The 12441-nt window shown below is 59.0% G+C and carries 11 protein-coding genes; 5 read left to right on the top strand and 6 right to left on the bottom strand.

Annotation, left to right across the window (positions count from 1 at the left end; all coding sequences use genetic code 11):
• Positions 1–123 precede the first annotated feature (123 nt).
• A complete protein-coding gene (gene aspS, locus LAO20_01110) occupies positions 124–1869 on the bottom strand; it encodes an aspartate--tRNA ligase (GenBank protein ID MBZ5530004.1) in 1746 nt (581 codons plus the stop codon).
• A gap of 278 nt (positions 1870–2147) precedes the next feature.
• Between aspS and LAO20_01105 the strand changes: the two genes are divergently transcribed.
• Positions 2148–2678, top strand: coding sequence for a MerR family DNA-binding transcriptional regulator (locus tag LAO20_01105; GenBank protein MBZ5530003.1), 531 nt, complete (start codon positions 2148–2150; stop codon positions 2676–2678).
• A 128-nt stretch (positions 2679–2806) separates the two neighbouring features.
• The gene (locus LAO20_01100; GenBank protein MBZ5530002.1) at positions 2807–3265 is read left to right on the top strand and encodes a hypothetical protein; all 459 of its coding nucleotides are present in this window, start codon (positions 2807–2809) and stop codon (positions 3263–3265) included.
• Positions 3266–3461: 196 nt separating this feature from the next.
• Here LAO20_01100 and hisS read toward each other — a convergent pair whose 3' ends face one another.
• The 3 genes from hisS to LAO20_01085 form a co-directional block, all read right to left on the bottom strand.
• Positions 3462–4757, bottom strand: coding sequence for a histidine--tRNA ligase (hisS, locus tag LAO20_01095; protein ID MBZ5530001.1), 1296 nt, complete (start codon positions 4755–4757; stop codon positions 3462–3464).
• Positions 4758–4799: 42 nt separating this feature from the next.
• Positions 4800–5330, bottom strand: coding sequence for a gamma carbonic anhydrase family protein (locus LAO20_01090; protein ID MBZ5530000.1), 531 nt, complete (start codon positions 5328–5330; stop codon positions 4800–4802).
• A gap of 372 nt (positions 5331–5702) precedes the next feature.
• Positions 5703–5996, bottom strand: a complete 294-nt coding sequence (locus LAO20_01085; GenBank protein ID MBZ5529999.1) for a hypothetical protein — start codon at positions 5994–5996, stop codon at positions 5703–5705.
• A gap of 298 nt (positions 5997–6294) precedes the next feature.
• Here LAO20_01085 and guaB point away from each other — a divergent pair, with 298 nt between their 5' ends.
• Both guaB and LAO20_01075 read left to right on the top strand, forming a co-directional pair.
• A complete protein-coding gene (gene guaB / locus LAO20_01080; GenBank protein ID MBZ5529998.1) occupies positions 6295–7797 on the top strand; it encodes an IMP dehydrogenase in 1503 nt (500 codons plus the stop codon).
• The gene (locus LAO20_01075) at positions 7769–8293 is read left to right on the top strand and encodes a VanZ family protein (GenBank protein ID MBZ5529997.1); all 525 of its coding nucleotides are present in this window, start codon (positions 7769–7771) and stop codon (positions 8291–8293) included. Before guaB ends, LAO20_01075 begins: the two co-directional genes overlap by 29 nt.
• Positions 8294–8428: 135 nt before the next feature.
• Here the strand turns inward: LAO20_01075 and LAO20_01070 are convergent, their stop codons facing one another.
• Entirely contained in the window at positions 8429–9640 is a 1212-nt protein-coding gene (locus tag LAO20_01070) for an MFS transporter (GenBank protein MBZ5529996.1), read from the bottom strand.
• A gap of 319 nt (positions 9641–9959) precedes the next feature.
• Here LAO20_01070 and LAO20_01065 point away from each other — a divergent pair, with 319 nt between their 5' ends.
• A complete protein-coding gene (locus LAO20_01065; protein ID MBZ5529995.1) occupies positions 9960–10463 on the top strand; it encodes a hypothetical protein in 504 nt (167 codons plus the stop codon).
• 22 nt (positions 10464–10485) lie between these two features.
• Here LAO20_01065 and LAO20_01060 read toward each other — a convergent pair whose 3' ends face one another.
• Positions 10486–12315, bottom strand: a complete 1830-nt coding sequence (locus LAO20_01060; protein ID MBZ5529994.1) for a hypothetical protein — start codon at positions 12313–12315, stop codon at positions 10486–10488.
• Between the last annotated feature and the right edge of the window lie 126 nt (positions 12316–12441).

Here is a 12441-nt window from a genome sequence, read left to right as displayed (position 1 = left end):
CGTAGGCGCGAAATGAGTTAGCCCAGGACGGAAGTCCTGGGTAAGCTTCGAAGATAGATGTAGAGCCCCGGAGGGGCGATACATGTCAGACGCGTGCTCCTCTGTGTCCTCTGTGGTGAGGGTTTATCGGATCTTGATCCCCAACTCCTTCAGCTGGGCTTCGCTCACCGGCGTGGGCGCGTCCACCATCAGGTCCACGGCTTTTGCGGTCTTGGGGAAGGGGATGACCTCGCGCAGGCTCTCCGCGCCGGCCAGGATCATCACGATGCGGTCCAGACCCAGCGCTATGCCGCCGTGCGGAGGTGTGCCGTACTCCAGCGCTTCCAGGAAAAATCCAAAGCGGGATTTGGCTTCTTCGTCGCTCATGCCCAGTGCGTGGAAGATCTGTTTCTGAATGTCCTGGCGATGGATACGAATCGAGCCGGAGCCCAGCTCGGTGCCATTCAGCACAATGTCATAAGCCAGCGCGCGCACCGAGCCGGGGTCGGACTCCAGCTTGTCCATGTCGCGCTCATGCGGCGACGTAAACGGATGGTGCGCCGGGTTCCAGCGCTTTTCCGCTTCGTCATACTCGAACATGGGGAAGTCCGTGACCCAGGTGAAGTGGAATCCGCCCTGGCGGAAAGCCATGTGACGGTCAGCGTATTTGCGCGCCAGTTCCACGCGAAACGCTCCGGCGGCGGTGAACACGCCGTAATCCGGACGCAAACCTGTTTTCTCCGACGTCAGCGGCCCGCCGACGAGCACTAACAAGTCTTCGGCTTGCGCGCCGCACATCTCGCGCAGCTTGGCAACGGCTTCCGGGAAAGATTTTTCCAGACGCTTGATGTCATCCAGCAAGCGCGCTTCTTTGCGCTCGCCGAACAGCGGACGATTATCGTCACGCTCCTTGCGCGAGAGCTCGCCAATCTTGGGAATGCGAATCGCCACCACCGGCAGCTCAGGATTGAGTTGCAGCGTCTGCAGCTGCTCCGGCGCGAACGCTGTCCGCACGTCCGTCAGTTTGGGCAAGCGCAGATCAGGCTTATCAATGCCGTAGTTGCGGATGGCTTCGTCATAGGTCGTGCGCGGGAACGGCGGCTTGATCTCAAATCCGGCCACCTTGAACGCCGCCTGCAGAAAACCTTCCACCACCTCAAACACGCGGTCCATCTGCGGGAAAGACATTTCCAGGTCAATTTGCGTGAACTCCGGCTGGCGGTCAGCGCGCAGGTCTTCATCGCGGAAGCAGCGCACGATCTGGAAATATTTATCGAACCCGGAGATCATCAGGATCTGCTTGAACAGCTGCGGAGACTGCGGCAGCGCGTAAAACTCGCCGGGATACACGCGGCTGGGCACCAGATAGTCGCGCGCGCCTTCCGGCGTGGAGCGCGTCATGAACGGCGTTTCAATTTCAAAGAATCCCTTGCTGGAAAGGTATTCGCGAATCGCCAGCGCGACCTTGTGGCGCAGCTCAATGTTGTGTTGCATGGGCTCGCGCCGCAAATCAATGTAGCGGTACTTAAGCCGCATCTCTTCGTTGGCCAGCGCCGGATCGCCGGGCAGGAACGGCGGCAGCTTGGATTCATTCAGCAGCTTCAGCTCGGTCACCACCACTTCAATTTCGCCCGTAGGGATGTGGCGGTTGATGGTCCGCTCCTCGCGCTTGCGCACCGTGCCGATGGCGGCAATCACGTACTCTGACCGCAGTTCGCTCGCCTTCTGGTGCAGCGCCGAGTTGTCGCTCTTGTCAAAGACCAACTGGGTGAGCCCGGTGCGGTCGCGCACATCAATAAAGATGACGTTGCCCAGGTCGCGACGGCGGTTGACCCAGCCCATCAACACCACTTGCTGCCCGGCGTTTTCCGCGCGCAGCTCTCCGCACATGTGCGTGCGACGAAGTTCACCAACGAAGTCGAGCGCCAAAAGAAATTACCTGCCTTTTGCTGAAATAGCCGGCTGTCGGCTAAGAGTTTGATTATAAAGGTAATCAGCGGCTTGCGGACGGAGGCCCGTGAGCCATGCGAAACTAAGCTTATTCCGTCCGGGCCGCACGCTCACGTTCGGGCGACGCAACCAGTCTGCAAGAAAGCTCTTGGGCGCAGGGCAAAAACTCTTGACCGTGGAACATGTTCCATATTTGAGAATAAGAGGAGAATGATCTTATGGCGGAGAAAGCTCCGGAACGGACCTTCCGCTCCGGAGAATTGGCGGCCATGACCGGCATCAGTCGCGACGCCCTGCGTTATTACGAGCGCCACGGCCTGTTGCCCGCGGCACAGCGTGCGCAGAACGGTTACCGGCGTTATCCGGCGCAAGCGGCCGCGCGGGTGCGGATGATTCGCGCTGCCTTGGGAATCGGCTTCACCGTGGACGAACTGGCGGAAATCTTCTCCCAGCGCGATCGCGGAGTGGCTCCCTGCAAGCGCGTCCACGCACTGGCGAAAGAAAAGGCGCGCGCGTTGGACGCTCGAATCGCCGAGCTGACAACGTTGCATCGTGCGCTGCAAGCGGCCATTCGAAGCTGGAGCCGGAGATTGAAGTCCACGGCGCCAGGCCGGCAGGCCGGGTTGCTGGAGATGTTTGTCGCTCACCATCCGGAGAGCGCGCTGGCGATTTCGCCGTTGATTTCTCCGGGATTGAAAAGCAGATTGCAAACCCGTAGTTTGGAAAAACGAAAAGGCGGAAAACTATGAAACGTTATTTTCAGTTAGCACTTATGATCGCGGCGTTGGCCTTGGCCGGCTTCGCGCAGGAACAGGAAAAAGACAAATCCAAACCGGCCGGCGACAGTATGCCCGCAAGCGACAGCATGCGCGGTCACATGAACGACTGTCCCATGCACGCCCAGCACATGGCCGCCGGCCAGCACGACCATGACATGATGAAGCGCGGCGAGAGCCACCAGGGCATGGGCTTTTCTCAGGAAAAGACCACGCACCACTTCCTCCTGAGCAAAGACGGCGGCGCCATCCAGGTGACCGCCAATTCAGCCGACGACAAAACCAGCCGCGACCAGATTCGCATGCACCTGAAACATCTCAGCCAGGCGTTTCAGGCCGGCGACTTCAGCATCCCTATGTTCGTCCATGACCAGACGCCGCCGGGCGTGCCGGTGATGCAAAAGCTGAAAGACGCCATCACCTACAAATATGAAGAGGTAGAAAACGGCGGGCGCGTGGTGATCAGCTCTGGAAACGCTGAGGCGCTTGGAGCGATTCATCAGTTCCTGAAGTTTCAGATCACCGAGCATAAGACGGGGGATGCGCTGGAAGTGAAGTAGCTGGGCTTTTTTCTAAAATCCCGAGCGAAGCTTCTTCTGAAATCTCGAGCGCTTTTGCTTGAGGGCCACCGGCCCGAAACCCTGAGCGAAGCCGAAGGGGAGAGATCGCTATGGCTCTCGATAATCTTCAGGTTCACCGCGGCGAGCTTTCGTAACAATAGGGATCCCTCGCTTCGCTCGGGACTTCGGAAAAGGCTTACGCTCGGGACAAAAAAGCAGCAATCTCCCCCCTGGCCACGCTATCCTGCTCGCCCGTCGCCAGGTTCTTGAGCGCGAACTGGCCGGAAGCAGCTTCATTTTCGCCGACGAACAGAATATATTTCGCTCCAGCGCGCTCGGCTGCTTCGAAGGATTTCTTGGCACGAAAAGTCTCGTCGCCCAACTCGGCGGCGATTCTGTGTTTGCGCAGGTCGCGCGCGATCACCGCGGCTTCAGCGTTCATGCCCTCTCCCAACGGCGCCACGTAAACCACGGGGCGTTGGTCGGGGATGCCTACGGTTTCTTCCGCCTGCAGCGCCAGCACAAAGCGGTCAAGCCCCAGAGCAAAACCGATGCCCGGCGCCTTCGGTCCGCCCAGCGCTTCGGACAGGCCGTCATAGCGTCCGCCGCCCAGCAGCGCGCTCTGCGCGCCCAGCCCGCCGTGGGTAAATTCAAACGTGGTGCGCGTGTAGTAGTCCAGGCCGCGCACCATGCGCTCATTCACGTGGTACTTGATGCCCACGTGGTTGAGGATTTTCTTTACTTCGTTGAAGTGCTCGCGGCTGGCGTCACCCAGGTAGGCGGAAATTTTCGGCAGCGCGTCAATGATGGGCTGGTCTTCCGGGACTTTGCAATCGAGCACGCGCAGCGGATTGGTCTCCGCGCGGCGCTGGCAGTCAGCGCACATCTTGTCTTTCACGCCGGCCAGGGCCTCGCGCAGCGCCACGTTGTAAGTGGCGCGGTCTTCGGAGGTACCCACGGAGTTGAGCAGCAGAGTCCACTCTTTGATTCCCACTTCGCGGAGCAAGTGCGCCAGCATGGCGATGATCTCGGCGTCGCGCGCCGGCGATTCGCTTCCTGAAGGAACGGGTCCAAGCACTTCCGCTCCAATCTGGTAAAACTGGCGGTAGCGGCCTTTCTGCGGACGCTCGCGCCTAAACTGCGGGCCCATGTAATAAAGCTTCTGCAGCTTCCCGGTGTCGCCCATTTTGTGTTCGATGTAAGCCCGCACCACGCCGGCGGTGTTCTCCGGACGCAGCGTCAGCGACTGCGCTTTCTCGCTTTGCGCGCGCGGTTTGTCTTCCCAGGTGAACATTTCTTTGGAAACGATGTCCGTCTCTTCGCCCACGCCGCGTGCAAACAACTGCGTGTCTTCAAATACCGGCGTGCGAATCTCATGGAAGTCGTAGAGATGGAATATGTGGCGGCAGGCCTGTTCCACGTGCTGCCACAGGGCCGTATCCGGCGGCAAAATGTCGCGCGTGCCGCGCACCGCTTTGATGAGAGAAGCCATTTAGCTCTTAGCCATTAGCCTTTAGCCAAAAAAGTTTCCATGTCAGCGTTTGGCGCCGGGAAATTCTTTCTTGTAGATTTGTGTGTAATCCATGTAATTGTTCGCGTACATCATGATCATCTGCTGGGTCTTTTCGTCGTCAATTTTTTTCTTGAACGCGCCCGGCACGCCCATCCACAGCGAGTACGGTTCCACCACGGTATTTTCCGGAATCACCGTTCCCGCGGCGATGATGGAGCCTTCGCCGATCTTGGCGTTGTTCAGCACCACGCAGCCCATGCCGATGAGGCACCGGTCGCCGATGGTGCAGCCGTGCAAAGTCACGGAGTGGCCCACGGTCACGTAGTCGCCCATGACCACGCCGTATTTGTAGCGCATGCCGTGCAGCACGCTGCAATCCTGTACGCTGCAGTTCTTTCCGATGCGGATGGCAAACACGTCTCCGCGGATGACGGCGTTCATCCACACGCTGGAGTTTTCGCCGATCTCCACGTCGCCGATGATCTGTGCTGACTCGTCAATGTAACAAGTCTCATGGATGCGCGGCGAGATTCCCTGGTATGGACGAAGCATGGCGTTCGAAGTTAGAAGGTACCATGCAGGCGCGAACGGGAGCAATTTTGACATCGCCGTGATCGCGCGTCATCGCACGACGTCGCCGCCATCGGAAAGGCAAACCTTACCGCTGATGCCACTGATTACACTGATCGACGGTGATTCCAAATGAGAGCGATGGGCCATGCCGGACGAAGCCGGTCCGCGCGCTGAGTCCGGCGGTATCCAGTGCTGAGAATTCGCTGCGCGGGCAAAACTCGCTAGCGGTTTGCGGCGAAGCCGCCTAAGGAGAAGGGCGAGGCCGGCTTGCGCGCCGAGCCCGCTGCAACAGGAGCAGAATGGTCCTGGCGCTGAGAAAACTCGTAAGCGGTGTGTCGCGAAGCGACAGTATTAACGCGTCCACGACACCCGTGACTTGATTTCGTTTTCCCAGATCATGTTGGCGGGCTCAAGGCACTCCACGCCAATCTGGCCGGCTTGCGAGGTCTCCGGTTCGCCGATCCAGGCAACTTTGTACTTCGCGCGCCGGTTCTGGCGCTGCAAGAAGATAATCTGGCCGACTTCCTTGATGCTCGGCAAGGCCGAGAGCCGCGCGCCCAGAGTGGAAATCTCATAGGTGCACGACGCGAACGATTCCATACTCTTGATGTCCGGAAAGACTTTGACTGGAACGACAACCTGCAAGCGTCTTTCTTCTCGCCTGGTCGTTCCCAATCCTGTTGGTGCTCCTACCGAAAATGGCAGACCCTGGTTTGTTTGCATAGTACCTACGAGTATTGACGTACTCGCCCTGATGGTCAACATTACTTTCGTTTGACAAAATCCAAGTTTCGCGACCGAGATCAGGCCTGCAAGTGCTTTACGCTGTATATCTTGCAGGCGTTTTCTGCTGGGCTCGCTGCGGCTTGCACGGGCTCCGGCTGACGCATTTTGTCAAAGCGTTTACAATAGAAAACTAGACCTTCCTTAAGAGATAAAACTTATGATTCATTTTCCCGTGCCTGAGGCCTTGACCTTTGATGACGTATTGCTTTTGCCTGCGCATTCTGATGTGGTTCCGGCGGACGTCAACATGCAGACGCAGCTTTCGCGCAACATTCGCCTGAACATTCCCATCATCAGCGCGGCCATGGACACGGTGACCGAATCGCGCCTGGCCATTGCCATTGCACAGCAAGGCGGGCTGGGAATTGTCCACCGCAATCTCTCCATTGAAGTGCAGGCGGACGAAGTGGACAAGGTCAAACGCTCCGAAAGCGGCATGATCATGGACCCCATTACGCTTTCTCCAGAGCACCGGATCGGTGACGCCCTGGACCTGATGCGCCGCTACAAGATTTCCGGTGTCCCCGTCACCAAGAACAAAAAGCTTGTCGGCATCCTCACCAATCGCGACCTCCGCTTTGAAACCCGCACCGATGTTCCCATCAGCCAGGTCATGACCAAGGAAAACCTGATCACCGTGCCGGTGGGTACTACGCTGGAAGACGCGGAAAAAATCCTGCATGAACATCGCGTGGAAAAACTTCTGGTGGTGGATGACAAGTACAACCTGAAAGGCCTGATTACGGTCAAGGACATCCAGAAGAAACTCAAATATCCCAACGCCGCCAAAGACGAGCATGGACGCCTGCGCGTGGGCGCGGCCATCGGCGCGACGGGCGACTACCTGGAACGCGCGCAGGAAATGGTGAAAGCCAAGGTTGACGTGCTGGCCATTGACAGCGCGCACGGCCACACCACGCGCGTGCTGGACGCCATCAAGACCATCAAGTCCAAGATCCCTGAAGTTGATCTGCTGGCCGGCAACGTGGGCACGCATGAAGGCGCGTGCGCCGTGATCAAAGCCGGGGCCGACGCGGTGAAGGTGGGCATTGGGCCGGGATCGATCTGTACCACGCGCATTGTGACCGGGGCCGGCGTGCCGCAAATCACGGCCATTGCTGAAGCCGCCCGCGCTTGCCGTGATGCCCAAGTGCCGGTGATTGCCGATGGCGGCATCAAGTATTCCGGCGACATCACCAAGGCCATCGCTGCCGGCGCCAGCGTGGTGATGATCGGCTCGCTCTTTGCCGGAACCGATGAAAGTCCGGGTGAAACCATCCTTTATCAGGGACGCTCCTTCAAGTCCTACCGCGGCATGGGCTGCGTGGCGGCGATGGCCGAGGGTTCCAGCGAGCGCTATTCGCAGACGCTGGATGATTCCTCCGCCAGCGGCATGGAAGACAGCGACGGCGGCAATCGCCTGAACAAACTGGTGCCTGAAGGCATTGAAGGCCGCGTGCCGTATCGCGGAACGCTGGCCGCCATGGTGTACCAACTGGTGGGCGGTGTGCGCTCCGGCATGGGCTATTGCGGCACGCACTCTATTCCTGAACTGCAGCAGAAAGCCAAGTTTATCCGCATCAGCGGCGCTGGACTGCGAGAGAGCCACGTGCATGATGTCATGATCACGCGTGAATCTCCCAACTACCGGATTGAGTAATCCGGCGGAATTGCCGTTGCCTTCCATTTCCAGGCCGCAGGCAGCCCCGCGGCGGTCACCTCTGGTGGCGTGGCTGCCGACTCTGCTGTGGTTGTGCGTGCTGGCCAGTTTCTCCACCGACAGTTTTTCCGCGGAGCACACGGGAAGCATCCTGCTGAAGATCATCCACGCGGTGTACGGACCCATCTCCCACCACCGCTTTGCGCAAATCCATTTTCTGGTGCGCAAGGCGGCGCATTTCGTCAGCTATGGGATGTTAAGCGCGCTTGCCTTCTATGCATGGCGCGCCACGCTTCCCGCCGTCGCCCGCTGGACGCGGCGCTGGTGCGCCTTGGCGCTCACGCTGACCTTGCTCGCGGCCAGCCTTGACGAATTCCACCAGGGCTTTGTCCGCTCGCGCACCGGCAGCTGGCATGACGTGGTCCTGGACATGGCGGGGGCCGTGTTCTTTCAGATCGTCATTGTGCTGTTCGCAAAACGCCGTGAAAAGGCCTAGAGTGGTTCCCCCTCTTGCTTTATCCCGAACTGGGTGGAGCAGGCATTTATGCCTGCGTATCAGGCCTGCGAAAGGGCGGCTTTCAGCCGCTGAGGTAAGAGGTCCCGGAACACAACAATTCGGGAACAGCCCTGATCAGCTCTGAACAACTGGACCAAGAAATGCATCTTGCCGTCGTTCGGGGGCCTTCCTGACGGCCAGCAACATCACCGCAGCCATCACCGCAAGCGATGCAGAGAGCAAAAATGGCAGAGCTGCTCCGTAGTGTTTCCACAATTCACCGGTGATCAGGCTGGAGAGAAGCGTGCTCACGCTGGTGGTGAAATAGAACAGTCCAAAGGCACGGCCACGCGCTTCCGGAGCCACCGTTTCCACCACCATCGCGCGCAGCACCGGACTGGTCAGCGCATAGTACATTCCATAGAGCGCCATCATGCCCCAGACCGCGGCCTTGCCCGGGGCGGCTGCAAACGTGAAATACGTCGCCGCGAAGACCAGGTACCCCAGACCGGCAATCACCGGTTTGGAACGGCGGTCGCTGAGCCAGCCCGCCGGCCAGGACCCAAGGGTGTAGGTTACGTTGAAAGTCAGGCCCAGCAACGGCGCCAGCCCGGGTCTTATGCCGATTTGCTGTGCGCGCAGGACCAGAAACATGTCGCTGGAGTTTCCCAGCGAAAAGATCAGGACCGCTGCCAGCATGTAATAGAAGCGAAAAGGCAGATGGGCCGCCCGCCAAAACGGAGGAGAAGGCCCTTGCTCAACCGCGGCGCGCTTGGGCTCACGCACAAAGAGCACCACGAGCATGGCGACGAGCCCCGGAATCGCGGCGATCCAGAAGACCGTGCGCATTCCGCCCAGGCGCGAGAGAACCAGCCAGGCGATGAGCGGCCCGGCTATGGCTCCGGCTGAGTCCATGGATTGCAACAAGCCATAGGCGCTGCCGACTTGCTTGCGGTCCACCGACTCGGCCGCCAGCACGTCGCGTGGTGTGCCGCGGATGCCTTTGGCCGTGCGGTCAGTAAAGCGGATCAGCAGAACATGCCACCATTGGGTGCTTACGGCCAACAATGGTTTAACGGCATTCGCCAGCACGTAACCAAAAACCACCAGCGGCTTGCGGCGCGGAACAACGTCCGTCAGATAGCCGGAGAACAGCTTGCCCAGCGCCGCCACGCTTTCCGCGATGCCTTCAATCAGCCCCAGAGCGGCCGGACCAGCGCCCAGCGAAGTGAGAAACGCCGGCAGAATCCAGTACGCCATTTCACTGGCGGTATCGGTAAAGAACGACACCGAGCCGAAGATGACAATGTTGCGGCGCGTGTCCAGCGATATTGGCGGGTTGGGCATAAAAAAATCGGGACGGGCCCGATATATTTGCCTAAAAAGAGCAAACCCCGCAAAGATCTGCGGGGTTCGCCGGTTGACTGTTGGGATTGGCTGAAGGCGCGGAGGCCTTACGCGATCCACAACTCGCCAGGACTTAAAGACTCACGCCTTAAGCCTCAGCCACCTCACGTAAACCACTACTATCAGAATTTTTCATATTTTTTGGATCGCCCTCCTTTCCCGTGTAACCGCATTATGCCGACTCTTATTTACGAAGTCAACTGCCGCTGATTACTTCCGCGAATTGACGAGAATGGTTACCCGGCTAAAATACTGCCATATGAAATCAATTTTCCTATTTTTGGTGCTGATGGGGGCGCTGTCTGGCTCGCCCGACCAAAATAGCGCCAACGCCAAGGCCAAGAAGCCGGCTGAAAAACCTGGGCAGGCGTCCAAGCAGGCGAAAGCTCCGCTTCCCGAGCGTCTTCTTTCCGCCAAGTCCATGTGCATCAAAGTCCGGAGCGCGCCAGACGCCGACGTGGCCGAAGCCCGTAAGGAACTTCAGGCCTGGGGCCGGTTCCAGGTCATGGAAGACTGCGCGCAGGCCGAAATAACTCTCTGGATCCAGGCCCGCTTGGTGCCTGAAGCCGAGATTTGCGGCGCCGTGGTCCAAATCACCGCCAATTCTGACGGCGCCATTCTCTGGACCGCCAACACCAAATGCAAAAAGTCCACCAAGGGGTTGGCCGGCCTCTTGGTGCGGAAACTGCGCAACGACATGACGCCTGCGCCGGCTGCTACAAAATCAAAAAAATCGCCGGGGAGTCCTTCATCAGCCCACTAAGTTCGCAACCTCCTTCCGCGACCTAGTTCTTCCCGCCTTTTGGCTTGTAACTCCGGTTCGGCGCCGGGCGCGGTTTCTCCGCCGTAATCTCGTTGGCGGTCACAAAGATCGGTTCAATGTCTGTGGGTACGTTCTTCAGCCGCTCCAGCGCTTTCTTCACCACCGGGCGGACATTCATCAAGTCGGCCATCATCTTTTTTGCGCCGGCGTAATCGCCTCTGGCTTCCAGCGTCAGGAACTCGTGGTCCAGCGAACTCACCGCCTCTTTGATCTTCGCCAAGTCCACGCTGAACGTTCCGTCGGCGTTGGCGACGAACGCTCCCTTGTCCAGAAAATAGTTGAACTGGATGGCCATGCCTTTGGCGTGCGCGTCCTGCAACCCAAAACGCAGCGTGCGGAATGACGACGCCAGATAGGTGGTGTACAACTGCCGCTCCGCGTCCGGTCCGTGCGCGATGGGCATCTGCAGCGCGCCCTTGTCGGCTTGCGACATCAAGTACTGCAGCGCAAACAACCCGGTCACGTCGGCTTTGGCTTCTTCAATCGCGCTGTAAAGTTCTTTCAGCTCCATGCGCGGGTTGGTGTCGCGTCCATCTACCTTGATCTGGTGCGGCCCCAGCCCGTGCGTGAGTTCGTGGGCCACAATGTGTATGAAGAACAGATCAAAGCTCAGGTCTTTCTGCGCCGCCAGCCGGAGCACCACTTTGGAGATCGGCAGCAGAATGGACTTGAACTTTGCTTCCTGGACGTTCTTCAGCATCACGCGCTTGGCGCCCTTCTGCTGGACAACTTTGTCATCGTTGGGCAGGTTGTAAGCGGCGGTCTGGATGCCGTGCCCGCCGTCGCCCGCGGCGAACACTTCATTCACCACGCGGATCGGCGCCGACGCCCCCAGCTTGGCCACGCGATACTGCGGATCTTCCGGCAAATTGTCTTCAATTTCCTGCAGGTGCTGGCCCAGAAACGCCAGGCGCCCGGATTCCTTGTCGTCGCGCAGGTTGATGTAGGCTTCAAACGCCGCTTTGTAGCCGAAGATCTCGTCGTTGTAGGTTTCGTAGGGGCCAAAGGTAATGTCCAGCGGTGCGTCCAGGTCCATCCAGGCCATGTCGCTGTCAAAATAGTTGTTGGAGCGGAAGGCGTCGGCGCGGGTGGTGAGAAATTTCTTGAGTGACGCGTTGTCGGTGAGCGCCGCTGCGTCCTTGAGCAGCTTGGCCGCCAGCACGATTTCAGATCCGTATTCCTTGCTGTACGGGACCAGCTTCAGCTTTTCGCCGGCGTCCCGCCGCACCACCGTGAAGAACCCTTCTGCCTGTTCTTTCTGCTCTGGCGACAGCGTCTTCACCCAGCTCTCGAACTCCTCTTTGGTCATGTCCTCGGGATAGAAGTTGGCCCCCGCCGGCTTGTGCTCCGGCACGTCCGGCATGAACGCCTTGTGCCCGTCAATTTCTGACCACGGGCCTTTGTTCAGCCAGAAATAATGCAGCCGAGCCTTGCCCAGAGGGGTCTTGTCGGACAGCATCTTGTCGTACAGGGCCACGTTGCCGCTCCAAAGTTGGCGCATAAAGAGCTGGTTCACCAGTTGCGATGCCTGGATCAGCCTGGCCAGCGCCTGCTTGTCGCCGGCGGAGAGCGCGGAGATGTCCACCTTCATCTCCGTAGGCGCAAAGCGCGCGGCCATCTTGTTCAATTCGGCTTCATTGGGAAAAGCCGCTGCTGCGGGCTTGGCCTTCTGGGCGGCAGGCTTGGACTTTTGAGCGGAGGCCGCGGGCTTGGGAGCGGCGGGTTTTTGGGCTGCGGCCATCACACTCAGCGTCAAACATACAATCAGACATACCAGTAAGATTCTGCGCATTCGGTTGAAGTTCCTCATAAGGAGGATAAACCGTGATCGCCTTTTCTGTAATCCCGAGCGGCAGCGAGGGGTCCCTATAGGTGACCATGCACTTCGGAACAAGACTGTGGCTTCCGATATCACCCA

The sequence above is a fragment of the Terriglobia bacterium genome, assembly GCA_020072815.1.
In the GTDB taxonomy this organism is placed as follows: Bacteria; Acidobacteriota; Terriglobia; order Terriglobales; family Acidobacteriaceae; genus Angelobacter.
The sequence above is the reverse complement of the archived record's forward strand: the minus strand, read 5'-3'. Positions and strand labels throughout refer to the sequence as shown.